Source organism: Pseudarthrobacter sp. L1SW (assembly GCF_020809045.1).
Classification (GTDB): domain Bacteria; phylum Actinomycetota; class Actinomycetes; order Actinomycetales; family Micrococcaceae; genus Arthrobacter.
Genome location: NZ_CP078079.1, coordinates 1,243,903 through 1,268,242 on the forward strand (window position 1 = coordinate 1,243,903; position 24,340 = coordinate 1,268,242).

The 24,340-nt window shown below is 67.9% G+C and carries 18 protein-coding genes; 11 read left to right on the plus strand and 7 right to left on the minus strand.

Going from position 1 to position 24,340, the window contains the following annotated elements; genetic code table 11:
* Positions 1–4 precede the first annotated feature (4 nt).
* Complete coding sequence (locus KTR40_RS05825; RefSeq protein WP_139028527.1) at positions 5–703, minus strand: TIGR03089 family protein; 699 nt, start codon at positions 701–703, stop codon at positions 5–7.
* Between the two features lie 403 nt (positions 704–1,106).
* On the opposite strand from KTR40_RS05825, the gene KTR40_RS19000 reads away from it, so the two are divergent.
* The 3 genes from KTR40_RS19000 to KTR40_RS05840 are packed head-to-tail and all read left to right on the plus strand — an operon-like array spanning position 1,107 to position 6,707.
* The gene (locus tag KTR40_RS19000; RefSeq protein ID WP_139028528.1) at positions 1,107–1,640 is read left to right on the plus strand and encodes a WhiB family transcriptional regulator; all 534 of its coding nucleotides are present in this window, start codon (positions 1,107–1,109) and stop codon (positions 1,638–1,640) included.
* Between the two features lie 29 nt (positions 1,641–1,669).
* The gene (locus tag KTR40_RS05835) at positions 1,670–5,032 is read left to right on the plus strand and encodes a glycosyltransferase family 2 protein (protein ID WP_228405578.1); all 3,363 of its coding nucleotides are present in this window, start codon (positions 1,670–1,672) and stop codon (positions 5,030–5,032) included.
* A complete protein-coding gene (locus KTR40_RS05840; RefSeq protein WP_228405579.1) occupies positions 5,025–6,707 on the plus strand; it encodes a DUF5719 family protein in 1,683 nt (560 codons plus the stop codon). The genes KTR40_RS05835 and KTR40_RS05840 overlap by 8 nt, the downstream gene beginning before the upstream one ends.
* A gap of 27 nt (positions 6,708–6,734) precedes the next feature.
* On the opposite strand, the gene KTR40_RS05845 is transcribed toward KTR40_RS05840, so the two are convergent.
* On the minus strand, positions 6,735–7,247 hold the full coding sequence (locus tag KTR40_RS05845; protein ID WP_228405580.1) for a metallopeptidase family protein: 513 nt from the start codon (positions 7,245–7,247) through the stop codon (positions 6,735–6,737).
* A 118-nt stretch (positions 7,248–7,365) separates the two neighbouring features.
* Between KTR40_RS05845 and KTR40_RS05850 the strand changes: the two genes are divergently transcribed.
* From KTR40_RS05850 to KTR40_RS05865, 4 genes are all read left to right on the plus strand, one after another.
* Complete coding sequence (locus KTR40_RS05850; protein WP_139028532.1) at positions 7,366–7,755, plus strand: DUF3499 domain-containing protein; 390 nt, start codon at positions 7,366–7,368, stop codon at positions 7,753–7,755.
* Between the two features lie 78 nt (positions 7,756–7,833).
* Entirely contained in the window at positions 7,834–8,061 is a 228-nt protein-coding gene (locus KTR40_RS05855; protein WP_139028533.1) for a Trm112 family protein, read from the plus strand.
* Between the two features lie 9 nt (positions 8,062–8,070).
* The gene (gene ahcY / locus KTR40_RS05860; RefSeq protein ID WP_228405581.1) at positions 8,071–9,558 is read left to right on the plus strand and encodes an adenosylhomocysteinase; all 1,488 of its coding nucleotides are present in this window, start codon (positions 8,071–8,073) and stop codon (positions 9,556–9,558) included.
* 63 nt (positions 9,559–9,621) lie between these two features.
* On the plus strand, positions 9,622–10,860 hold the full coding sequence (locus KTR40_RS05865) for an Ig-like domain-containing protein (RefSeq protein WP_228405582.1): 1,239 nt from the start codon (positions 9,622–9,624) through the stop codon (positions 10,858–10,860).
* Positions 10,861–10,863: 3 nt separating this feature from the next.
* Here the strand turns inward: KTR40_RS05865 and KTR40_RS05870 are convergent, their stop codons facing one another.
* The gene (locus KTR40_RS05870; protein WP_139028536.1) at positions 10,864–11,664 is read right to left on the minus strand and encodes an RDD family protein; all 801 of its coding nucleotides are present in this window, start codon (positions 11,662–11,664) and stop codon (positions 10,864–10,866) included.
* Between the two features lie 72 nt (positions 11,665–11,736).
* Between KTR40_RS05870 and KTR40_RS05875 the strand changes: the two genes are divergently transcribed.
* Complete coding sequence (locus KTR40_RS05875; RefSeq protein ID WP_228405583.1) at positions 11,737–12,729, plus strand: stage II sporulation protein M; 993 nt, start codon at positions 11,737–11,739, stop codon at positions 12,727–12,729.
* A 124-nt stretch (positions 12,730–12,853) separates the two neighbouring features.
* On the plus strand, positions 12,854–14,023 hold the full coding sequence (locus KTR40_RS05880; RefSeq protein ID WP_228405584.1) for a TIGR01906 family membrane protein: 1,170 nt from the start codon (positions 12,854–12,856) through the stop codon (positions 14,021–14,023).
* Between the two features lie 104 nt (positions 14,024–14,127).
* On the opposite strand, the gene KTR40_RS05885 is transcribed toward KTR40_RS05880, so the two are convergent.
* Positions 14,128–15,957, minus strand: coding sequence for a long-chain fatty acid--CoA ligase (locus KTR40_RS05885; RefSeq protein WP_228405585.1), 1,830 nt, complete (start codon positions 15,955–15,957; stop codon positions 14,128–14,130).
* A gap of 67 nt (positions 15,958–16,024) precedes the next feature.
* Positions 16,025–17,752 carry a dolichyl-phosphate-mannose--protein mannosyltransferase gene (locus tag KTR40_RS05890; protein ID WP_228405586.1) on the minus strand — a complete coding sequence of 576 codons (1,728 nt, stop codon included), beginning with the start codon at positions 17,750–17,752 and terminating at the stop codon, positions 16,025–16,027.
* 46 nt (positions 17,753–17,798) lie between these two features.
* Between KTR40_RS05890 and rsmI the strand changes: the two genes are divergently transcribed.
* Positions 17,799–18,674 (plus strand): 16S rRNA (cytidine(1402)-2'-O)-methyltransferase, encoded by an 876-nt coding sequence (gene rsmI, locus KTR40_RS05895; RefSeq protein ID WP_228405587.1) that lies wholly within the window; start codon positions 17,799–17,801, stop codon positions 18,672–18,674.
* A gap of 183 nt (positions 18,675–18,857) precedes the next feature.
* The gene (locus tag KTR40_RS05900; protein WP_139028541.1) at positions 18,858–20,357 is read left to right on the plus strand and encodes an NAD-dependent succinate-semialdehyde dehydrogenase; all 1,500 of its coding nucleotides are present in this window, start codon (positions 18,858–18,860) and stop codon (positions 20,355–20,357) included.
* Between the two features lie 20 nt (positions 20,358–20,377).
* Here KTR40_RS05900 and KTR40_RS05905 read toward each other — a convergent pair whose 3' ends face one another.
* Both KTR40_RS05905 and KTR40_RS05910 read right to left on the minus strand, forming a co-directional pair.
* Positions 20,378–22,900, minus strand: a complete 2,523-nt coding sequence (locus KTR40_RS05905) for a DUF3488 and transglutaminase-like domain-containing protein (protein WP_228405588.1) — start codon at positions 22,898–22,900, stop codon at positions 20,378–20,380.
* Entirely contained in the window at positions 22,897–24,339 is a 1,443-nt protein-coding gene (locus tag KTR40_RS05910) for a DUF58 domain-containing protein (protein WP_228405589.1), read from the minus strand. The genes KTR40_RS05905 and KTR40_RS05910 overlap by 4 nt, the downstream gene beginning before the upstream one ends.
* Between the last annotated feature and the right edge of the window lies 1 nt (position 24,340).

Here is a 24,340-nt window from a genome sequence, read left to right on the forward strand (position 1 = left end):
TGGGTCAGCTGCCGTGGATGCGTTCTGCTGTGAGCAGTTTTTCCGTCAGCTGTACGTCCGGATGGGTGACCACCACCGAGCCATCGCGCCGCCAGGCGCCGAGGGCGTTGGCCAGGGCTGCCTCAAGGCCGTTCCCGGCAGGAATGTGCAGCCGCACGCCCTCGTCATGGGGCACCGCGAAGCCGTCGAGCAGGTCCTGGTGAAGGTGGCGCCGGCCGTCGCTGGCCACAATCGCGCAACCTGAAGGATCAGCTTCGGCGTGGGCCATGAACACGTCCCCGTGAGAGCGGACGTCCGCTGCATAATCGATGTACCCGGCGCCCAGCTCACCCGGCCAGCGCATGGCCAGTGCCGGCAGCGCAACGGCGACGACGGCGTCGTACTTCCCTTCAACTGTTTCCGGATCAGCGGTGACGAGGTAATCCGCCGTGCTGCCGTCAAGCACGGTCTGCAGCCCGAGCTGCCACGCGGCAAGTGCCCAGACCATGGATTTCCAGTGCGCCGGCAGTTCCAGGCGAAGGCGCATGCCGGGAGCGGCGTCCAGTTCGTCCTGGAGCAGGTTGCTGGTCTTGGCAACCCAGTTGTCCAGCACCCTGCCGGATAACTCAACCCGTTCATCGCCGGGGCCGTACCAAGTGAGGCGCGGGGCGGTGGAGTTGCCTGAACGAAGGGTTGCCATGAGGTCAGCTGCCGGATTGGTCATGGCTACATCCTGCCACCGGGGACGGTCCTTGGACACGGTTCCCCGGCTCCGCAGCCCAACGCACCACCTTGCGGCAAAAACCTGGACGTGACATATCTCACATTAGATACTCAGCCTGCTTGCTATTTCCTGCCGCTCCGGGTACTTTGCCCGCAATTGGCGGAAATCCCGGGGTTCGGGACCCCTGGTCCGCGGTTCGGGAGGGGAGCGCTGCGCGCCCGTAATAAATTAGCGGGCGTGGCGTACGCCTTGTTCATCATCCACAGTGATTATTATCCGGCAGCGGCTTGACTCGCCCAAGTTACACACGTGTAATTAGATAACTAAAGGCAACTGCGTAAATGCCGGCACACAACCGAGTGCCACGTATCCAGGCAGGGGCTGCAACATCAGGAGGGTCGCCATGGGGCAAGCAGAGCGTATCCAGGAAGATGCCGTCGTGGCCGGCCAGGCTACGGCAAGATACCGCGCCCGGGGGGTGCCGAGCGACTGGTACGTCGACCCGGCCGATCCCCATGCCGCCGAGCGGTACAACAGGAACGCGGGGGGCGTCCTGGAAGACCAGGCCACTGCCTTCCTCGCCGCGCATGAGGCCCTGCTGGACGGCGGCGCCGAGCCGGAGGATGAACTCGACCCTCCCATGGAGCTTGCCGCGGCAGGCTCCACCCAGCCAGTATGGATCGGGCTGCCCTTCCAGCAGGACTTCGACGACGAAGGCGAGCTGGGCTGGCAAACAGACGCCCTGTGCGCCCAGACTGACCCCGAGGCATTCTTCCCCGAAAAGGGCGGCTCCACCCGCGACGCGAAAAAGGTGTGCGGGGCCTGCAACGTGCGTTCGCAGTGCCTGGAGTACGCCTTGGCAAACGACGAGCGGTTTGGCATCTGGGGAGGCCTTTCCGAGCGCGAGCGCCGGCGGCTTAGGAAGCGAGCAATCTAATTCACCAGGATGTCCATGTCACTGCCGTTGTGGTTGCCCACAACGGCAGTGCCTACCTGCCCAGAACCCTCTCAGCCCTGGCGGAGCAGACCCGGCCCGTGGACTACGCCATTGGCGTCGACACCGGCTCCCGGGACGACTCCAAGGCCCTCCTCCAGCGGGCCCTGGGCGCGGCCCACGTGGTCAGCCAGCAGCGGGGAAAAGGCGGCATGGGGGCCGCGGTGCTGGCCGGCCTGGCCGAACTGGCGCCGTGGCGCGGAGGCACCGCTGGCGGCAAAGCTGAATGGATCTGGCTGCTCCATGACGATGCAGCGCCCGCCCCGCAAGCACTCGCCGAGCTGCTCAGCGCCGTCGAACGCGCGCCCTCGGTCACCGTTGCCGGCTGCAAGCAGCTGGACTGGGACGCCGGACGCAAGCTGATCGACGTCGGGCTTTCCACCAGCCGGTGGGCCGAGAGGCTCACCCTGATCGACGCTGACGAACTGGACCAGGGGCAGTACGACGGACGCAGCGACACCTTTGCCGTGAACTCAGCCGGCATGCTGATCCGCCGCGACATCTGGGAACAGCTGGGCGGGTTTGATCCTGCCCTTCCCGGCAGCGGCGACGACGTCGACTTCTGCTGGCGCAACCGGCTGGCAGGGCACCGTGTTGTGGTGGTGCCCTCGGCCAGGATGTTCCATGTTGCACACCGGCCGCAGGCACTGGGCAACGCCGCGGCCGCCCGGAAAGCCCAGGTCCATCTGCGCCTGAAGCACTCACCGCTGTGGATGGTCCCCGTCCACGGTGCCGGGGCACTCCTGGGCAGCCTGTTCAAGCTGGTGCTCAGCATCCTGGTAAAGGATCCCGGCCACGGATTGTCCCAGCTGGTTGCCACCTGCGCCGCCCTCGGCAGGCCCCGCGCAGTGGCCAAGGCCCGCCGGAGCGCCCGCCGGACACGCCGGATCCGCCGGTCCGTGATCCGCAAGCTCCAAACCCCCAGGCGCGAAGTCTGGAGCCACCGCCGGTCGCTGATGGAAGCGCTCGGCTCGGACAATTCACCCACCGACGAGCTTGAACAGGATCCGCTGGCCCACCAGCCCACGGGGGACGCGTCGGACGACTTCGCGGCACTAGCCACCTCAAAACGCGGCTGGGTGGGCAACGGAGCCCTGGCCACTGTCATCATCGCCTCCGTTGCATCCCTGCTTGCCCTTACGGGACTTTTCCGCGCCGACGCCGTCTCCGGCGGCGCCCTCATTCCCGTTTCCCGCAACCTCGGGGATCTGTGGCACCACGCCTCAAGCTGGTGGATCACGCTCGGCGCAGGGTTGCCCGGGCGCGGAGACCCGTTTGGATACGTCCTGTGGATCCTGGGCGTACTCGGCGGAGGCGACGCCAACCCTGCCATCGCCTGGCTCCTGCTGCTCGCAACTCCGCTGTCCGGGCTGACGGCATGGTTCGCTGCGGGCGGGCTGACGGTCCGCCGCCGGCTGCGGCTGGCCGCGGCAGTCTTTTGGGCTGCCGCCCCAGCCCTCCAGGTGGCGCTTAACCAGGGCCGGGCCGGTGCCCTGGTTGCCCACATCATGCTTCCTTTACTGGTCCTTGCGCTGCTGCGCGCCACCGGCTCGGCTGTAGGGCACGGCCGTTTCACCCTGCCTGCCCCTGCCGACAGGCGCCTTGGCGACAGGCCGCCGGTCAGGCCAGGCATCAACGGCACGCCCTCCTGGACGGCTGCCGCGGCCGCGGGCCTTGCGCTGGCGGTTGTTGTTGCATCAGCACCGTCGCTCCTGGTCCCGGCCGCCGCGGTCATCGTGCTCTGCGGCCTCCTGCTTGGCCGCCGCGGCCGCACGGTCTGGTGGGCCCTGCTGCCCACCGCAGCCCTGTTCATTCCCTTCGGCGTGTCCGTGCTCGACAGGCCGAGGGCGTTGCTGGCTGATCCTGGCCCCCCGCTGGCTTTTGACGCCGCCCCTTTGTGGCAGCAGCTGCTGGGCCAGCCGTTGCAGTTCGATCCGCTGGGCGGCCTGGCGGGCCTTCCCTACTTCACCGGCGGCGCTTTTCCCTCGGCCTTGCTGCTTGCACTGCTTGTGGCCGTCCCGGTACTGGCCCTGGCCGTTGCCGGGCTGCTGCTCCCGGGACACCGAGCCAAAACAGTCAGGTCTTTCTGGGCGGCGGGCGTCATTGCGCTGGCCTGCGGCTGGCTGGCCGGCCACGTGGCCACCGGGCTGAACGCGCAGACCCTGGTGACCCCCTTCACGGGCCCCGCCGTCTCCGCCGCGGCCTTCGCACTCCTGGCCGCAGGCATCCTGGGAGCCGAGCAACTCCTGGCCATCACCGACAAGGCCGTGGCCGGCACCACCAAGCACAAGACGGCCCTGCGGGCAATTGCTGCCGTCAGCATGGTCCTGCTGCTGGCCGGGCCCCTGGCCGGGATGGCGGCATGGTCGGCGCAGAACCTGCTTCGTCCTGCCAGTGCCGCCGGGACGGCCCAGGCGGACGCCGGCACCACGGAAACCGGCGTTGCCCACGCCGCAGATGCGCTGGGAACCCCCCGCCTGGTGGAGCCCGCCAACCCGCGGACCCTCCCGGCCACCGCCATCGACCGGGGAACCGGTCCGGAGCAGACCCGCACCCTGCTGATCAGTACGCGGGACAACGGCACTTTTGATGCAACCTTGATGCGGGGCGCCGGCACCACCTTGGACAGTTTCTCGGCCATTGCGTCCGCACGGAACATCATCGGCGCGCCGGGGGCAGAATCGGTACGCGACGACGATGACGTCGCCGCTGCAGTCCGACGCGTGGTGGCCACCCTTGTTGCCGGCCAGGGCGTGGACCCGCGGAACGACCTCGAACAGCTGGGCGTCGGGTTCCTCGTGCTCCGGTCGGCGGACACCGCGGCGCAACTGACAGCCAGCAGGATGGACGCCGTACCCGGACTTGTGGCCGTGGGCCAGACGGACGTGGGATGGCTCTGGCGGATCTCGCCGCTGAACCAGCCGGTACTGCAAGCTGCGGATGTTGCCCACCGGGTACGGATCGTGGACGCAAGCGGTGCTGCCATTGGACTGATTCCCTCCGGCTACACCGATGTCGACGCTCCTGTGGACGCCGGCCCGGAAGGGCGCCTCGTGGTCCTGGCGGAACGCGCGGACCCGGGCTGGAGCGCCTGGATCGACGGACGCAGGCTCACGGCAACCACCTCCGGCTGGGCCCAGGCCTTCACGCTCCCCGCCTCCGGAGGGCACCTGACCATCCGCTATGAGAACCCCTGGGCGCTGTGGACGGCCATTGCGCAGGTCACGGTGATTGGCCTGACGGTCTTGCTCGCCATCCCGATGCCCGCCCGGAGGGCACGGACCGGCCTTTCACGGGACGAGGGCTCCCTGCGTAAGGAACACCAGAATGCATGAGCACACCACGTCCGCTGAAGCTCCGGAAGCCGCCGGCCGTGCGCAGGGCGCCACTGGCGCCGAACACACCTCGGACAATGACCAGCCGGCTCCCCAGCGTGTTTCAACCCCAAGCCGCAAAGCGGCACTGGTGGGCTTCGCCTCGGCCGCAGTGATCCTTGCCGCAGCAGGGGCCGTGGTGGCGGGTGGATCGCTCCTGCCACAGGCGGATTCCAGCCGCGCGGTGGCCGCCCCGGCAGTAGCTGTCCCTGCCGGGACAAGCCTGGGTGTCTGCCCGGGCCCGGCCCGGCTGCTGGAAGGCACCGAGGCAGGAACGGATCCCCAATTCAGCCCGGTGTCAGCTACGGCCGCCACCGCTGTCACGGGCGCTGTCCTCGGCTCGGCGGGGGTGCTGCCCGCCAGCCGGCTGTCCCAGCTTGACGGCACAACCGCCGTCGAAATCTCAAAGGAACCCGGCCAGGCCGGACCTGCCGGCCCCGCCCAGGAACTCCTCGCCGGAGTGGTGGCCGCGCGCCCGGTAACGCAGGCCACCGTACTCAGCGCGGATGCCCTGGCAAACCAGAAAGCCTCTGCCGCAGCGGCGATGAAGTTCACTGCCACGGACGGAGACCTCCAGGGCACCGCAGCATCCAACTGCCAGCAGCCCTCCAACGACCAATGGCTTGCAGGGGCCACCACAACCGTGGGCCGTGCCTCCGTCCTGGTGCTGACGAATGCCTCCACCACGCCGGCAACCGTAAGCCTGGAACTCTTCGGCGCCCAAGGGCAGATCCAGGCACCCGGCAGCCGCGGCCTGCTGGTCGCCCCGGGCACCTCCCGATCCGTGGTCCTGGCCGGCCTGGCGCCAGGGGAGCCGCAGCTCAGCGTCCATGTCCGCAGCGCCGGCGGCCCTGTCGCGGCCGTGATCCAGCAGGGCGTCCTGCGCGGACTCACCCCCGGGGGAGTGGACTTCATTGGGCCGGGAGCGGCTCCCGCGGTGCGCCAGGTGATGACGGGCGTGGACATCCAGGACCCCGCAGGGGTGGCCCAGCTGACCGGGAAGCCAGGATATGAGGACGCCGGTCCGGCGCTCCAGCTGACGGTTCCGGGCCCGTCGGACGCAGTGGTGGAGGTCAAGCTCTACGGCCGCGACGGCCAAAAAGCGCTGCCCTCCGGCGGCGTCATCACGGCAAAGGCCGGCGCCGTCACGGAAGTTTCGCTCGCGGGCGTTCCCGCCGGGCAGTACACGGTGGCGGCGACTTCGGATGTCTCGTTTGTCGCCGCGGCGCGGACCACCCGCGGGCTCCAGGAGGACCAGCCGTCAGACGTAGCCTGGGCAGCGTCCGGAGTGCGGCTGGGCAGCCAGCATGTGGTTCCGGTTCCCCAGGGCGGCAACAGCATCCTGGTCTTCGGTGCCCTGGACGCGAGGGCAACGATCACCTATTCCGCCATCACCTCGGACGGGAAAGTCCGCGCCCCGTCCTCCGCCGATATCGCGGGCGGAACCACGTCTTCCATTGCTGTGCCGGCCAAGGTCGAGGACGCTGATGTGGTGGGCTATGTGGTTTCCGCCTCCGGCGATGCCGCCTACGGCGCGGTGCTGGTCCAGCAGGACGGCAGGAACGACGTCTCAACCTTGGCGTTCCTCGCCGCAGCCGCCGGCCAGGAAACAGTGCCCGTGACGCTCAGCCACTAGGCTGGGCGGACTGCTGCTGCGGCCGGATCAGTACCGGCGGCGGTAAACCGGGTCCAGTGTCTCCGGAGCCACTCCGAGCATTTCCGCGGTGTGCTCCACCACGACGTCGTGGATCAGGTCCTGGAGCTCTTCCGGGCCGGGGCTCGCCTGTTCCACCACGCGCCGGTACACCGTAATCATGGGTCCTTCCCCGCCGGCGGCGGGAGTGTAGGAGCCCATGGGCACGGGCGACGGGTTGGCCGCCAGCTGCTCCAGGTCCGGTGGGATCTCATCGACGCCGAAGCGGACCCCATCCAGCGTCTTGCCCCAGATGTCGTGAAGCCGTTGGGCGGAATCCATCACCATGTCATCAAAGCGGTCCGAGCGGGTCCGGTAGCCGGGATGGGTTGGGAGCACCACTTCCCCGCGGAGGCCGCGCCCGTGGCGGTTGCGGCGGCGCATGGCGAAGCTTTTGCCCGAGGAGCCGGCGGCCGAATCCCTGCGGGCATCCGGGTCAGCCAACCGGACCGTAAAACCTGATTTCTGGTTCGATGACTGCATACATCGACTGTAAACCCGGGGGAACATTTACGCGATACATTCCCCACACGGCAGGCACGCGTCGGCCCGGGGCGGCAATGCGCTGTTTTGGTGGTGGCACGGAGTAGTCTGGGATGTCGTGGGAGCTATCCGTCAGTGTTCAAGATCTGCCTGCCGCCAGTCAGCGGTGGCTACCCTGACGTACGTCTACGCAGACTCCACCGCAGTCCTCGGTCCGCTCGCCACCTACGCCGAGCCGCATTGTTACGATTTGTGCGAGCAGCATGCCGGCTCCCTGACCGTCCCGCGGGGCTGGGAGGTGCTGCGGCTGGCCATGCCGTCCACCCCCCAGCAGCCCGGCCCGGACGACCTGCTCGCCCTTGCCAATGCCGTCCGGGATGCTGCTGCCCTGCCCAACCAGGCGAAGCAGCCGCCGGTGCAGCGCGGCCCCCATTCAGCCCTTGAAGCGCCGGCCGGCGCCGAAGGCACCCGCAGGGGACACTTGCGCGTCCTGCGTGAACCCTCCTGACAGCCATGTGACGGTAGGCTGGAAGCTGCACATTAGTCCGCTACCGGCGCGAGCGCGCCCGCCAGGGAGCACCAAGAAATGCCCAAGATCAGTCCCGAACTGCTGTCCGTCCTGCGTTGTCCCGTGACCGGTTCGCCCCTGGTGCAGGAAGGCGAGGAACTGGTTGCCGCCGTCGCTGCGGAATCCGGGATCAAACCCCGCTATCCCATCGAGGACGGCATCCCGCTGCTCCTGCCCCCCGAGTTGCTGGCAGCAGCCTCCGCGGCAGGATCCGACCAACATGACCCAGCCTCCGGCACGAATTAAGGACCATCCATGACTTTTGACTACAAAGTTGCCGACATTTCCCTGGCGGAAGCCGGCCGCCACCAGATCCGCCTTGCCGAGCACGAGATGCCCGGGCTCATGTCGCTGCGCAAGGAGTTTGGCCCCACGCAGCCGCTGAAGGGCGCGCGGATTGCAGGATCGCTGCACATGACAGTGCAGACGGCCGTGTTGATTGAAACCCTCACCGCCCTGGGCGCGGAGGTCCGCTGGGCTTCCTGCAACATCTTCTCCACCCAGGACGAAGCCGCTGCCGCCGTGGTGGTTGGCAAGGGCACCGTGGAGGACCCCCAGGGTGTGCCGGTGTTCGCCTGGAAGGGCGAAACCCTCGAGGAGTACTGGTGGACCGCCGAACAGATCCTCACCTGGCCGGGCGCCGAGTCCAATCCTGAGCTGGGACCCAACATGATCCTGGACGACGGCGGCGACGCCACCATGCTCGTCCACAAGGGTGTGGAGTTCGAGGCAGTGGGCAACGTGCCGTCCGCCGATCCCACCGATTCCGAAGAATACGGAATCTTCCTTGAGGTCCTCCGCCGCTCCCTCGAAGCGGACCCGAAGAAGTGGACCCGGACTGCCGCCACGATCAAGGGCGTCAGCGAGGAAACCACCACGGGCGTCCACCGCCTGTACCAGCTGGCCGAGCAGGGCAAACTGCTGTTCCCGGCCATCAATGTCAACGACTCCGTCACCAAGAGCAAGTTCGACAACAAGTACGGGATCCGCCACTCCCTCCCGGACGGCATCAACCGAGCCACGGACGTGCTCATGGGCGGCAAGGTCGCCGTCGTCTGCGGCTACGGCGACGTCGGCAAGGGCGCAGCGGAAGCGCTGCGCGGCCAGGGTTCGCGTGTCATCGTCACCGAAATCGATCCCATCTGCGCGCTGCAGGCCGCGATGGATGGCTACCAGGTGGCCAAGCTGGAGTCGGTCCTTGCCCAGGGCGACATCTTCATCACCACCACGGGCAACAAGGACGTCATCATGGCCGAGCACATGGCGGGCATGAAGAACAAGGCTATTGTGGGCAACATCGGCCACTTCGACAACGAGATCGACATGGCCGGGCTTGCGAAGGTGCCCGGCATCAAGAAGGTCGAAATCAAGCCGCAGGTCCACGAATGGGTTTTCGAGGAGGACCCTGCCACAGGCGAGGCCAGCCGGTCCATCATCGTCCTTTCCGAAGGCAGGCTCCTGAACCTGGGCAACGCCACCGGCCACCCGTCCTTCGTCATGAGCAACTCGTTCGCCAACCAGACCATTGCGCAGATCGAGCTGTGGACCAAGAAGGACCAGCCCGAGGGCGAACGCGAATACGAAAACCAGGTTTACGTGCTGCCCAAGGTCCTGGACGAAAAGGTGGCCCGCCTGCACCTGGATGCCCTGGGTGTTGAGCTGACCGAGCTGAGCAAGGACCAGGCCGAATACCTGGACATTGACGTCGCCGGCCCCTACAAGCCCGAGCATTATCGTTACTAAGAAGTAAAGCGCCCGGGTGCCCAGCGCGCCCGGGCCGTTACTTTCTGCGCCTAGGATCAACATATGGAGCCCGAAGTCCAGTCCCGCCGTCCGGGAACCCTCAAGAGAATCCTCCTCGTGGTGGCCGTATGCGTCCTCGCCGCCATGGGCGGCGTTTTCGCGGCGGTTGCGCCGGGCATTGCCCGCGGTGCCATCGAATCCGAGGCCGGATCCGCCGTCAGGACCTCCCCGGGCATCGCCGCGCCCGTTGTTCCTCCCGTCAAGTCCGTCGCCGCGCCGGCCGACGGCGCGAAGCAGGTGAACCCGGCAGCCCCGGTATCGCTGAAGGTCACCAACGGCACCATCGAGCGGGTCACCCTCACCAGTACTTCGGGTGAAATCGTCGAGGGCCGCATCGACGCCGAGGGCACCGGCTGGTCCGCGTCCGGACCGCTCAAATTCAACACCGACTACAGCTATACGTACGTCGTCAAGGACGGGGCAGGGCGCGAAACAAGCACAACGCAGTCCTTCAGCACCGTATCCAGCACGCATGAGGCGGACGCCGCCATCTACCCGCTTGATGGCATGAAGGTCGGTGTCGGGCAGCCGCTGCAGGTCATCTTCAGCGAGCCCGTGGTCAACCGCGACGCCGTGGAAAAGGCCATCGCCATCACCAGCAGTGCCGGCCAGGTTGGTGCGTTCCACTGGTACAGCGACACCATGGTCCGGTACCGGCCAGAGAACTTCTGGGCCGCCAACTCCACCATCAGCATGGACATGAAGCTCTTCGGGGTGGACTTGGGCAACGGCCAGATTGCCAACTTCAACAAGAAGGTCAACGTCTCCATCGGCGACAAGAAGGTGGCGGTTGCCGACGCCGCCGCCCACACCTTCACGCTGAGCGTCAACGACCAGGTGGTCAAGACCCTGCCAGTGAGCATGGGGGACAAGCGCTTCCCGTCAGCCCGTGGCTACGGCGTGCTGATGGAAAAGAAACGCTTTGACCACTTCCGGGCCTCAAGCATCGGCCTGAAGCCCGACGATCCGGCCTACTACGGCGACGTAGACGTGGAATACACCATCCGCCTCACCCTCAGCGGCGCCTACATCCACCAGGCCCTGCCGTCGGCGTTCCCCTTCATTGGGAACGCGAACGTCTCCCACGGCTGCATCGGTTTCGCTCCCGACGGCGCTGCCTGGGTCTTCGACAACATGGGCACCGGGGATGTAGTGCAGATCGTGAACACAGAGGGCGACTACGCCGCCCACGACGACGGGTTCGGAGACTGGAACATTCCGTGGAGTGAGTACGACAACTAGCGGTCAGCTGCCGAATGGCAGCCGCTGCAGCCGCTCGCCCGTCTCGGTGTTCCGCCGGCGCGACTGCGCCAGCCGGGTCAGCTCCCGGTTGCGGCGTTCAGCGACGACGGCGGCAAGGTAGTCGTCCGGCCCGGTCCCGGGCGGCGGGGGCGGAGCCACGTGGGCGGACAGTTCCGTGGCGATGGACGCGGCCATTTCCGAACGGGACAGGGGAGCCATCCTCCCGGCCTGCCGGAGGAACTGCGTGGCCCGGCGCGCGGCCGCATCGGGAATCCTTCCAATATCAGCAGCGGCAGCCCACCCCTTCAGCCGTGGCGGAACGAAGACCGGAACCGGCTGCTCCACCGGGACGCGCGTACGGACCGCGTAGGTTCCGGCCATCAGGTCACCGAGCCGGCGCGACTTGTCGTTGAAGAGCGCAACAGTCAGCGCAATCCCGCCGAAGGTCAGGTAGATCTCCAGGAATCCGGTCAGCCCGCGGATTACCGCATGCCGGAAACGGATGGCCCCGCCGTCCTCCCGGACCACCCGGAGGCCGGTGGCCAGCTTCCCCAGTGACAGGCCGCGGCTCAGCGTTTCAACAGCCACCGGAACAATCACCAGGCAAAAGACCACGCCCACCAGGGCCAGGGCGCGCGCGGCCGCCTGGTCCAGGTCCTCACCGGCAGCCGCCAAACCAAACAGGATCGCCACCAGCAGGATGGCGTTGAAGGCAACATCAAGGAGCAGGCCAAGGGCACGGGCAGCAAAGGAGGCCGGCCGCAGTTCCAGCACCACGGCCTCGCCGGTGACAATCGAACTCACAGATCTTTCCCGTTCCTCCAGGCTTCCGGTGTGGTCGCTCACAGTCTAGTGCGGTGGCGCTAGGCTGGTCCCGTGGATATTGACGCCTTCTCCGCCGTCAACGCGGACAAGTGGGCACGGCTGCACCAGCTTGCCTCCAAGGGCAGGCTCAGCGGCCGCGAGGCTGATGAACTGCTGACCCTGTACCAGTCCACGTCCGCGCACCTGTCCCTGATCCGCTCGGTTGCGCCCGAAAGCGGGCTCTCCGCCTCGCTGTCCGCCACCCTTGCGCAGGCCAGGACGCGCTTCACCGGTGCCCGGTCCAACCCCATGGCGGACCTGGCGCGGTTTTTCGTGGTGGCTCTTCCGGCCGCGTTCTACCGGTTGACCTGGCTGACGCTTGCCTGCGGCACGGCGTTCACCCTCATCGGTGCGGCGTATGCCCTGTGGATCGGCACGTCCCCGGAAGCGCTGCGGGCAGTAGCCTCGGAGGCGGCGGCGCGGCAGTACGTCGAGGAAGACTTCATCAATTACTATTCCGAGAACCCCGCTGCGTCCTTCGCAGGCGCCGTATGGACCAACAACGCCTGGATCAGTGCCCAGGCTGTGGCCCTGGGGATCACGGGCTTCTGGGTTCCGATGATCCTGTTCGGCAACGCCCAGGGCGTGGGAATTGCCGCCGGGATTTTTGCGGCTGCCGGCAAGAGCGACGTTTTCTTCAGCTACATCCTGCCGCACGGACTGATGGAACTCACGGCGGTCTTCATCGCCTGCGCCGCCGGCCTCCGGATCTTCTGGGCAATGGTTTCGCCAGGCCCGCGTACCAGGGGGAGGGCGGTGGCCGAGGAAGGCCGGTCCCTGATCACCGTGGCACTGGGCCTGGTGCTGGTGCTGTTCGTCTCCGGCCTGGTGGAAGGATTCGTCACCCCCAGCGCGTTGCCCGTGTGGGCCAAGATCGCCATCGGCGCCGCAGTCCTGGCCGCGTACTGGTTCTACGTGCTGAGGTGGGGCAGGCCGGCTTACCTGGCCGGAGAACGCGGGGACCTGCGGCGTGAGGACGCGGGCTACCAGGAAATCGCTGCCTGAATCGTTGTAATCCGTCCGGGGTGGTTCCTCGCCCAGCAGAAGGCGCGGACGGTAGGCTCGTCAACAGATAAAGCGCGCCTGCTGACCCCTGCCCGGCGCGGACATTCGACGGAAGTGACCTGCTGTGAAAGACGAAACACCGGCCCGCGCCAAAAGCCCGGAGCCGCAGCCGGAACCCCTCCTGGATACCTCCGGGGACTCCGACGAGCCCGCGTTTTCCTGGCTGACACCCGGCAGCGGTTCCACCGCAGCCGGCGGTTCCGGCACAACCTCCGGGTCCTCGGCCGCTCCAGCCACCGCAGCCCCTGCCTCATCCACGGCTGACCGTTCCGCCGCTGCTTCCGCCACCACTGGCACGAAGGGCGCTGGCCCTGCCAGCGATGAAGAGGCGAAGCCAAGCGTTCCGGAGGGGACCGGCCGTCCGGAGACCAGGGCGGACAGGAAAGCAGCCGAAGCCGCCGCCGGCCCCGACGGCGAGGACGGTTCGCCGGTCTTCAGGGAGCCCCTGGCCACGTCCGCGCTGCAGGTCCGGCCGCCGGAGGAAGAGGTGGAGCGGCGCAACGCCCAGCGGGAGAGTGCCGCGAACGCCAAACCGGTGGCACCGCGCGTCATGCAGGTGCTGCTCGCCATCTTCTTCCCGGTGATCCTGCTGATCCTGGCTGTCCGGGCGGTGACCAGCCCGCTGTTCCTGTGGGTGGAATACAACCGCCCCGGATTCCCCGGCGACGGGTACGGCTTCAGCGCGGATGACCGGATGACCTACGGCTCCTATGCCGTGGATTACCTCAGCAACTGGTCCGGCCCCCGTTACCTGGGCGACCTGGTGCACCGGGGCGGAGACAAGCTGTTCAAGGACGGCGAGGTCAGCCACATGGCGGACGTCAAGCTGGTGATCCTGTCAACCTTCGGCGCGGGCGTCCTGCTGCTCCTGGTGGGTCTTATTGCCGTCCTTTACCTGCGCAAGCGAAGCATCGGGGGAGTCCGGCGGGGCCTGTTCGCCGGTTCCATCGTCACCCTGGTCCTGATCCTGGGCCTGGGGACGCTGGCGTTCCTGGGCTGGCAGCAGTTCTTTACCGAGTTCCACCGGATCTTCTTCGCCGACGGCACCTGGACCTTCAGCATGGATGACACCCTGATCCGGCTCTTCCCGGGCCAGTTCTGGATCGATGCCGGGATGGTGATCGCCGCCCTGGTGCTGCTGACGGCGCTCGTGACGCTCATCCTCACCTGGCCCACCCGCCGCAGGCGCGGCCTGGTGAAGGACGAACCGGCTCCCGCCCCAAGCCAGGAGTAACCAATCCAGGAGTAACGAGGCCCCGAGCAACCATGGCCGAGTAACCAGGCCAGGCCGGCGGTCCGGCCAGCTGGCTCCACCGCAGCCTGGCCGAAACCGGGGGTTCAGGCGTACAGCTTCGCGATCTCGTCGCCGTAGTCACGCACGACGGCGGCACGCTTCAGTTTGAGCGAAGGGGTCAGGTGTCCCGACTCCATGGTGAACTGGGCGTCAAGGAGCCTGAAGCTCCGGATGGACTCGGCTTTGGACACCAGCAGGTTGGCCTGGTCCACCGCACCCTGGACCGCCGCGACGACGTCCGGGTCCTTGACCGCGTCGCCGGCGGCCAGGGCGGGCAGGCCCAGTTCGGAGCGCCAGTTGTCCAGGCCCTCAGGGTCGAGGGTGACCAGCGCCGACACAAAGGGCTTCCCGTCGCCGACCACCACGGCATGGGCCACCAGCGGGTGTGAACGGATCTTTTCCTCGAGCGGACCCGGCGCCACGTTCTTGCCGCCCGCAGTGACCAGCAGGTCCTTCTTGCGGCCCGTGACGGTGAGGAACCCCTCCGGATCCAGTTCCCCGAGGTCGCCGGTCCGGAAAAACCCGTCAACAAAAGCCTCGGCGTTCGCGGCCCGGTTGGCGTGGTAGCCCTTGAAGACGCCGATCCCCTTGACCAGGATCTCACCGTCTTCCGCCACCCGGATGGTGGTGCCGGGGATGGGTATCCCCACCGAGCCCACCCGGGTCCGCGACGGTGTGTTGGCCGTGCACGGCGCCGTGGTTTCGGTCAGCCCGTAGCCTTCCAGCACCGGGATCCCTGCGCCGCGGAAGAAGTGGGCGTCCTCGAGGGCCAACGGACTGGCGCCGGATACCGTGTACCCCACCTGCCCGCCGAGGGCCTGGCGAAGGCGCGGATACAGCAGCCGGTCAAAGATTCCATGGCGGATCCGGCAGAGCAGCCCGGGTCCGCTGCCCTTCCCGCGGTTGCGCTTATCCTCTTCCTGGGAGAACTCGATGGCCGCGGCAGAGGCGGCCCGGAAGAGTCCGGCCTTGCCCGCGAGGGCCGCCTTGTGCGCGGCGGTGGCCCTGACTTTTTCGAAGATCCGGGGGACCACCAGCAGGAAAGTGGGCCGGAACGTGCCCAGGTCCTCAAGGAGCTGGGCGGCTCCCGGGGTATGGCCCAGGGTGGCGCCGGCGGCCAGGCACACTACCTGCACCGCGCGGGCCAGGACATGGGCCAGCGGCAGGAACATCAGGGTACGGGCCTGGTCCTGCAGCAGCAGCTCCGGAAGGAACGCCACGATGTTCTTCGCCACCAGCGCGAAGTTTCCATGCGTAATCTCGCACCCCTTGGGATTTCCCGTGGTGCCCGACGTGTACACCAGGGACGCGACGTCGTCCAGCCCGGCGCGGCTGCGGTGCCGCTCAAGCTCCGCGTCCGTAACCCCGGTGCCGGCAGCGGCGAGGCTGGCAAGGTCCGGTGCCTCGCCGTCGTAATCCATCCGCACCACGTTGACCAGCCGGTCCCTCAGCAGGAAGGACCCCTCCAGTACGCCGGTGACCAGGTCCACTGTGGCCCGGTCCCCGGCAAACACGCGGCGCACGCCGGCATCCTGGATGATCCACTCCACCTGGCGCGCGGAGGACGTCTCATAGATGGGCACTGTCACGCCGCCCGCGAACCAAATGGCGAAGTCGACCAGGGTCCATTCGTAGGAGGTGGGGGACATCACGGCCACGGCGTCGCCCGGTTCGATGCCGCCGGCGATCAGGCCCTTGGCCAGGGCGCTGACATCCTGCAGGAACTTGTGGGCAGTGACGTCCACCCAGCCGTTGGGCCCCTTCCTGCGGTACAGGGCATGGGCGGGGTTGGCCGCATGCTGCTCCAGCAGCAGGTCGGTCACGTTGCTGGCGGCGTCAAGCTCAACCAGCAGTTCGGTGCTCGCTTCTCTCACAGCAGGTCTCCGTTTCCGCTGCCACGCCGCGGCAGCGGCTCCGTCGGGGGTCTGATGCCATCCTGCCCTAGATCCAGGACGGCATCCACATCCGGACTTTCCAGTCCTCGTAGGGGATGACTTCGGCAGTCCAGATGGGGTAGAAGAAGGCTGACAGGAGGACGGCGGCGGCCACAAAAAGGGCAACCAGGTACAGGCCCGAGCGGCGGCGCCAGGGCGGGTCAGCGGCTTTGCCCAGGACGAGCCCCAGGCAGTACGCCAGAGCCAGGATGAGGAACGGTTCAAAGGACACCGCATAGAAGTAGAACATGGTCCGTTCGGGGTACAGGAACCACGGCAGGTATCCCGCGGCCACACCGGCGAGCACCGCCCCGGCGCGCCAGTCCCGGCGTCCGGCCCACCAGAACAGCACGACCACCAGGGATATCGCTGCACCCCACCAGATCAGGGGGTTTCCGACGGAGAGGATCGCAGAGGTGCATTTTTCCACTGCGCAGCCGGGCGTTCCTTGTTGCGGCGATTCGTAAAAGAACGACGTCGGCCTGCCGAGTACCAGCCAGCTCCAGGCGGATGCCTCATACGGGTGCTCCGAGCCGAGGCCCTGGTGGAACGTATAGGCCTCCTGGTGGTAGTGGGCCAGCGAACGGACAGAGTCCGGCAGCCAGCCCCACTCGGCGGAGGGGTTGGTCTCCGCCCACCGGCGGAAGTAGGCGTTGTCGGACCGGAACCAGCCGGTCCAGGCCGCCGCGTAGACCACGCCGGCCACCGGAACCATGCCCACGAACGCCGGGATACCGTCCTTGATGAGGCCGCCGCTGATCCAGCCGCGGATGCCTGCCACGCGCCGGGCGCTCAGGTCCCAGAGGACGGTAAGGAGTCCAAACCCGGCCAGGAAAAACAGGCCGGACCATTTGGTCCCAACGGCGAGCCCCAGGCAGACTCCTGCTGCCACCCGCCACCAGCGGACGCCCAGCCAAGGCCCGGAGAGCAGGTGGGCGGCGGTGGGGCGGCCGCCGTTTCCTGCGGCAGCCCGGGCCAGCCGGACCGCGAGCCGGCGCCGGCCGTCATCCCGGTCAAGCAGCAGGGCGCCAAACGCGGCGAGCACCCAGAACATCAGGAAGATGTCCAGCAGCGAGGTCCGGGACATCACCAGGTGGTGGCCGTCGACGGCCAGCAGAAGTCCCGCGGCGCCCGCCAGGGGGAGGGACCGGAACAGCTTCAGGGCGATCAGGGACAGCAGCAAGATAGACAGCGTTCCGGTCAGTGCGGCCGAGAAGCGCCAGCCAAAGGGGTTGTCCGGGCCGAAGAGCCACATCCCCGCGGTGATCATCCACTTGCCCACGGGCGGATGGACCACGTACTCGGGGGTCTCCAGCAGCACTCCCGGGTTTCCGGCGTTGAACGCATCGTTGGCCTTGTCCGGCCAGCTTCGTTCGTAGCCGCTGACCAGGTAGGAGTACGCGTCCTTCACATAGTACGTTTCGTCAAAGACCAGCTTGGGCGGGGCGTCAAGCCGGACAAACCGCAGGATTCCGCCGGCAAGGGCGGTCAGGACGGGAACCAGCAGGAGCCACAGCCGCAGCGACGGCGGATAGTCGCGCCATGTCTGGGCGCTTCCCAGGAGCCTGGCCGTGAGGGCTTCCACCGTGAACGCCTCGGCGGGGCGGCTGACCCACGGCCGCTTCGCGGTACTCCCCGGACTGCCCGGCGTCGTCCCTGTTCCACTGCCCGGTGCTGCGGGGGCGGCGTGTCCGGTCCCGCCCGGCCGCGTCGAGGTCTGCGTCACGAGCCCCATGCTACCGTTTGCGGCTGGCGGTCCCCCGCAGCAGTAGGCTGGTGGCGTGGACCCTAACCCCAGCACCCCTCCAGAATCCGGCCCGGCAACTGCAGGGCGCATCGTGCTTGCCGCTACTCCAATCGGTAACACCGGGGATGCTTCCGCAAGGCTGGTGGAGCTGCTGGGAACCGCTGACATCGTGGCCGCCGAGGACACCCGCCGCCTGCACCGCCTGGTCCAGAGCCTGGGCGTGACCGTGGCCGGACGCGTTATCAGCTACCACGAACACAATGAAGCTGCGAAGACCGCCGAACTGCTGGACCAGGTCCGGGCAGGGAGCACCCTGGTGATGGTTACCGACGCCGGCATGCCCTCGGTGTCAGACCCCGGGTTCCGGCTGGTGCAAGGTGCCGTGGCGGCGGGGCTCACGGTCACCGCCGTCCCTGGACCCTCAGCAGTCCTGACCGCCCTGGCGCTGTCCGGCCTGCCCACGGACCGCTTCTGCTTTGAAGGCTTCCTTCCGCGGAAGGCCGGGGAGAGGGCGTCGCGCCTGGCGGACCTTGCCGGGGAGCAACGGACCATGGTGTTCTTCGAGGCACCGCACCGGCTGGAGGCAATGCTCAGGGCACTGCGGGAACGGTTTGGGCCGGACCGGCCCGTTGCGGTGTGCCGCGAACTGACCAAAACGTATGAAGAAGTCATCCGTGGCACCCTCGGTGAACTTTTGGCCTGGGCGGAAAGCACTGAGATCAGGGGAGAGATCGCCGTTGTCCTTGGCGGGGCGCCCGAGCAGGCGGCAGGCACGCCGGAGGACCATGTGGCAGCGGTGAACGAACTCGTGGCCCAGGGCATCCGGCTCAAGGAGGCCGTGGCAGCCGTTGCGGAGGACGTCCGCGTGAGCAAAAGGGAGCTCTATTCGGCGGTGCTGGCGGCCCGCTGAGGTCCCCGCACGGGCGGCTGCCGGCTGTGCAGCTGCACAGCACCAGCGCGGCCCGGCAGTGCGCAACGGCGTAGACCAGCGTGAAGCCGCCGCAGTAGTCTGGCAGTAATCCAGCCTGTATGGCCCCGGTCACTCCGGCCGCTGCCGAAGGGCTGCACCAACCCTACTGACGAGGGAGTCATCGTGACTGTCACTGCACAGCCGGCCGTTTCCGCAGACCGCGAAAGCGCCCTTCTGGCCTCTGTCCCCACTGGCCTGCTCATCAACGGCGAATGGCGCGACGCCGTCTCCGGGAAGACCTTCGACGTCGAAGATCCCGCCACGGGGAAAGTGCTGCTGAGCCTCGCCGACGCCGGACCCGAGGACGGTGCCGCAGCCCTGGACGCCGCCGCAGCCGCGCAGGAGTCGTGGGCCAAGGTTCCTCCCCGCGAGCGGGGCGAAATCCTCCGGCGGGCCTTCGAACTGGTGACCGCGCGCGCCGAGGACTTCGCGCTGCTGATGACCATGGAAATGGGCAAGCCGCTGGCCGAAGCCCGCGGCGAGGTCACTTACGGCGCCGAGTTCCTGCGCTGGTTCTCGGAGGAAGCCGTCCGTGCCTTCGGCCGCTACTCCGTGTCTCCGGATGGCAAGTCGCGCCTGCTGGTGACCAAGAAGCCGGTGGGACCCTGCCTGCTGATCACGCCCTGGAACTTCCCGCTGGCCATGGCCACCCGCAAGATCGCCCCTGCCGTCGCCGCCGGCTGCACCATGGTCCTCAAGTCGGCGAACCTCACCCCGCTGACCTCCCAGTTGTTCGCCGCCGTCATGATGGAAGCGGGCCTGCCGGCCGGCGTCCTGAATGTCATCCCCACCTCAACGGCAGGTGCCACTACCGGGCCGCTGATCAAGGACTCCCGGCTGCGGAAACTCTCGTTCACCGGGTCCACGGAGGTGGGCCGCCGGCTTCTCGCCGACGCCTCCGGAACAGTCCTCCGCACCTCCATGGAGCTTGGCGGCAACGCACCCTTCATTGTCTTCGAGGACGCAGACCTGGATGCCGCCGTCGCAGGGGCGATGCTCGCCAAGCTGCGCAACATGGGCGAGGCCTGCACGGCAGCGAACCGCTTTATCGTGCACGAGTCCATCGCCGCCGGGTTCGCGGAAAAATTCGCGGCGAAGATGAAGGAAATGACCACCGCCCGCGGCACCGAGCCAGAGTCCAAGGTGGGCCCGCTGATCGACGCCAAGAGCCGGGACAAGGTCCATGAACTCGTCTCCGACGCCGTTGCCTCCGGCGCCAAGGCCGTCCTGGGCGGCGGGCCCGTGGAGGGTCCGGGCTACTTCTACCAGCCCACCATCCTTTCCGGTGTCGCCGAAGGCACGCGCATCCTTTCAGAGGAGATCTTCGGCCCCGTGGCACCGATCATCACGTTCAGCAGCGAGGATGACGCCGTCCGCCTGGCCAACAACACCGAATACGGCCTGGTGGCTTACGTCTTCACCAAGGACCTGAACCGCGGCATCCGGATGGGTGAGCGGCTCGAGACCGGCATGCTGGGCCTGAACGCCGGCGTCATCTCGAACGCCGCTGCCCCGTTCGGCGGGGTCAAGCAGTCCGGCCTGGGGCGTGAAGGCGGCCTTGAAGGCATCGAGGAGTACCTCTACACGCAGTACATCGGAATCGCCGACCCCTACGCCGGCTAACGCCCTCCACTGGTAGCGGGTCAGCCCCCGCTTCGCCGGTGGACGCCGTCGTGCGGTCCTTGCCTGGAATGAACAGGCCAGGAGCGCGCGGCGGCTTTTGCCGTCTTGGCCAGGACGCGGCCTGTGGCGCGGAACGGGGCGGTGAGAAAGCGCCCCAGCGCGTGCATGACCGACGGCGGGATCCACGCCGCCTGCAGCCGCCGCCTGAACGGGGCGTTGGCGCGCAGTGTTTCTTCCACGGCCGCCACCTCGGCCGCTATGGTTGCCCCGCCACGGGCGACGCTGGACTTTGCACCGCCGGCTTCCTGTTCAGGGACGGGGCGGGGCGGGCGGCCGTAGCTGTGGCGTTCGAAGTCTTCCGTGAGCGCAACGGCTGCCTGGTGCGCGGGCCGGTCCAGGCCTTCCGGGTCGCCCAGCAGTGTGCCGCGGAGCCGCGCCGAATAGGCCCGGGGTGTCTCGCTGGCGCCGGGTCGCAGCCCGTAGTCTGTGCCGAGGTCCAGCAATTCGCGCCATCCCAGGGGCACAGCCTTGCCCGGGTCCTGGGGCCGGAGCCGCCTTGCCCGGATGCCCGCCCGCACCAGCCGGGGGGCGGCCACAAGGAGCACCGCTCCCAGGAGGCCGCCGGCGCCCAGCAGCCACGGCAGGAGCAGGAAGCCAGTATCGGTGCTTCCGCCGCCACCGCCCGGGGCGGGCAGCGGGGCGGCGCTCGGCGCGGGAAGGGGAGTGGGAGTGGCGCCCGGGATCAGGTCCTGGTTGTTGTCCAGTGCGTCGGGGGCCGCAGAGACCGATGATTCCGTAGCGTACTCGGGAACCACACCGCGGGAAGGCGTGGGCTCGAAGGGCACCCAGCCGAGCCCCTGGAAGTAAAGTTCCGGCCAGGCGTGGGCATCGCGTGCGTCCACCTCATATTCCGGCAGTGCTCCCTGCCCGGCCACGGTCACGGTGGCGCCGGTGAGCCTGCCGGGGGCGTACCCTACGGCGATCCGGCTGGGGATCCCTTCCAGCCTTGCCATGACGGCCATGGCGGACGCGTAATGGATGCAGTATCCGCTCTTCTGCTGCAGGAAGTCAGCCAGCACCGAGAGCCCGTTGCCGTCGTAGCCGCCCTGCACCGGAGACTGCAGGGAGTAGGTGAACTCGGCCGAGCGCAGGTACTTCTGGATTGCCATCGCCTTCTGGTAGGGCGTGCCTGTCCCGGCCACGGCATCTGCAGTGGTGCGGACGATCTGGGGAACGTTGCCCGGGATCCGGGTAAAGTCCTCCGGGATGCCCTGGACGGCTGCCGAGGATTGCGCCAGGAGCCCGGCCGTCAGTTTCGGCACGGAGGACGTGACCAGGTACTCCTGCCTCCGTGACGTTGTGGTGTCGGACCCCTTGATGCTCAAGGTGGCCGGGTCCCAGGTCCACCGGCCGCTAAGCCCGCGGACCGTTTCGGGGGCATAGGGCGCAGGAAGGTAGGGGCTGTTGAAGCTGCCGGCGTCGATGGCCGTGACCAGCCGGAGCTGTTCGTCGGCAAGGACCGGATAACCGGGGTCGATCCGGCCGCCCATCGGCAGGCGGGAGGCGTCACGGTCGTCCGGGCCCCAGGAGTCGCCGTCGAAATTGTCCACGGTGACGGAGCGAAGGTACAGCGGCATGGATGCATTGGTGGCGTAGGTGATCCGTCCGCTTCCGTCAGGGGTGCGCAGGCTGTTGCCCAGCGTGATCATGGGGTTCAGCCCGGTTGACGTGCCCCACGGATTGAGGCGGGACCCCTGCGGAAAGGTGCCCTGGTCAAAGCCGGGAATGGCTAGGGGCACCACCAGGGTCGCAGCGAGTGCAACGGACCCGGTGAGCAGGGCGCGCCGCAGGTGTCCCGGGCTCCGGGAAGCATCGGTCTGGAACCGGGCGTCGGGGGCGAAATACTGGCTGCAGCCAAGGATCATCAGGTATCCGGCCACTGTGGCGGCGAATCCCCACAAGCCCACGCTCTGCGGCTTGATCATCGCAGGCACCACGAGGATGGCCAGCAGCCCCACCCCTGTAGCAGCCGGCATGCCGAGCGGCAGCGCAAGGGCATCCACCAGGATGACCGCCAGGCCCAGGACCGCGCAGACAACCATGACTATGCCTACGTTTGGTGCCACAGGGGCGGTCTCGGACAGGACGGTCTCGCTGGCGCGCCGGATCAGGCGGTCCAGTTCGCCAAAGCTGCCCCCGGTGGGGAAAACCCCGGCGAAGCTCGAACTGCGGAAAAAGGTCAGCGTCAGGATGGCACCCAGGGAGAGGAAACCGCCTGCCGTCACCAGCAGTGGCTGGGCGCGCAGGGACCGGAGGGCAGCCAGGGTGAAGCTGACCACCAGGACGGTGGTCAGTACGGGCCAGTACCAGCCCCAGCCCCGAAGCACTCCATTCAGCGAGAGAGCGGCGCCGCAGACGGCCAGGGCAATAGCACCGGCCATGGCCCAGGGATAAGCGCCAACGCGGGGCCGTACGGCGGGCTCTTCCCCCTGGGTCCCGGACGGCCGTCCCGTTCCATGCTTGCGGGCCGGTGCCATGGTCACAGGGCCACCCCCGTCCCGCGGCGAACGTCCGTGGTCGGGGCGGGTATGGCCAGTTCCTGGTCGAACTGGCTCCACGCCGCCGCAACAGGAACCGAGGGGGCAATGGCTACAGCCCGCCAGCCTCCCTGGCGAAGCACCTCCAGGACGTCCGCATACTCTGCCGGCTTTTCGGTGGCGATGATGGCAAAAGCATTGGTGGCATAGCCCGCCGCCGGGGCCAGGGCAAGGGCCTCCATGCGCGAAATGGATCCCAGGACCGCGATCACGGGACCCCGCATACGGTGCGCGGACAGCTTGTCCATGAGGACGTCGTCGAAGGCTTCCGGCCCCGGGTCATGGGAGGTGCGGTCGCCGTTGGCCGCCTTGCCCGCCCAGCCGCGAAGGACATCGTCGCGGCGGGCGTGGTGGGATCCGGTCAGGTGGATGGCGGCAAGGCTTTCCCCGATGGACTGGAGCCCGGCACCACCGCTGTACTCCTCCGCCTCAGGTTCGGGGGCGGACGGCGAGTGCAGGAAGGCCGGCCCGCCCGCGGTGTCCAGCAGGCGCAGGGCGTAGTTTCGCTCCGCCAGGTGCGCACTGATCGACATGACCGCCACGACGCTCCATTCAAAGGCCGCGCTGCTGGCCACCGGATGCCCGTCCGGGCCCTCCTGCCCGGCAGGACCTGCACCGGAGCCGCCGGAGAATGCACCGTGCCGGTGGTCCATGATGATGGTTGCTTCGGGAGTGGTGACCGACTCCTCCTGCCGCACCATGAGGTCACCATGGCGTGCAGTGGCGGCCCAGTGCACCCGCCGCATCGGGTCCCCGTGCCGGTACTCGCGGGTCATGACGTCGTCGTCGCTGGGATTGGCCCGGATCCGGGTGGCCGTGATGCCGTCGTTGCCCCGGGCACCGGCCAGCCCCGTCAAGGGAAGCACGACGGCGGCGGGCGTCACGGTGAGGACGTCGCCGTCGTCTATCGCCTGGCGATGCAGCGATAGGCCGAACGGGTCCGTGAACTCCGCCGTGACCGGGCCAATGAGGAACTGTCCGCGCCGGGCTGACCGCAAGTGGTACTCGTACCGGCTGATGCCGCCGGTGGCGGACCGGGAAGGGAACCGGAAGGCAGGCGACTCGCCCAGGCGGGCCGGCAGCCGCTCCTCCATGGTGGCCCTGCCGCTGCCGGTTCCCGTCCTTGCCACCGCGAGCCGCACGGTTGTGGACGCGGACGTTTCCACGGGGGAGGGGTTGAACTCGCGGTACACCTTGAACCGGGGCTTCACCAGCCGGATTCCGGCCAGGGAAACCAGGGGAAGGACAATGAGGAGCACGCTCAAGGTCAGCAGGTCCCGGCGGCCCATGATGTACGCGGCCCCGAGGGCAATGCCGCCGGCGCAGATCATGCCCCAGCCGCGTGTGGTGAAGAGGTGCCGGGGCACCCGGTCCAGCAGCGCCATG

Coding starts and splice junctions, on each gene's coding strand:
- KTR40_RS05825 (WP_139028527.1), bottom strand. CDS start 703: ATGACCAATCCGGCAGCTGACCTCATGGCAACCCTTCGTTCAGGCAAC.
- KTR40_RS19000 (WP_139028528.1), top strand. CDS start 1,107: ATGGGGCAAGCAGAGCGTATCCAGGAAGATGCCGTCGTGGCCGGCCAG.
- KTR40_RS05840 (WP_228405579.1), top strand. CDS start 5,025: ATGCATGAGCACACCACGTCCGCTGAAGCTCCGGAAGCCGCCGGCCGT.
- KTR40_RS05845 (WP_228405580.1), bottom strand. CDS start 7,247: ATGCAGTCATCGAACCAGAAATCAGGTTTTACGGTCCGGTTGGCTGAC.
- KTR40_RS05855 (WP_139028533.1), top strand. CDS start 7,834: ATGCCCAAGATCAGTCCCGAACTGCTGTCCGTCCTGCGTTGTCCCGTG.
- ahcY (WP_228405581.1), top strand. CDS start 8,071: ATGACTTTTGACTACAAAGTTGCCGACATTTCCCTGGCGGAAGCCGGC.
- KTR40_RS05865 (WP_228405582.1), top strand. CDS start 9,622: ATGGAGCCCGAAGTCCAGTCCCGCCGTCCGGGAACCCTCAAGAGAATC.
- KTR40_RS05890 (WP_228405586.1), bottom strand. CDS start 17,752: ATGGGGCTCGTGACGCAGACCTCGACGCGGCCGGGCGGGACCGGACAC.
- KTR40_RS05910 (WP_228405589.1), bottom strand. CDS start 24,339: ATGGCGCTGCTGGACCGGGTGCCCCGGCACCTCTTCACCACACGCGGC.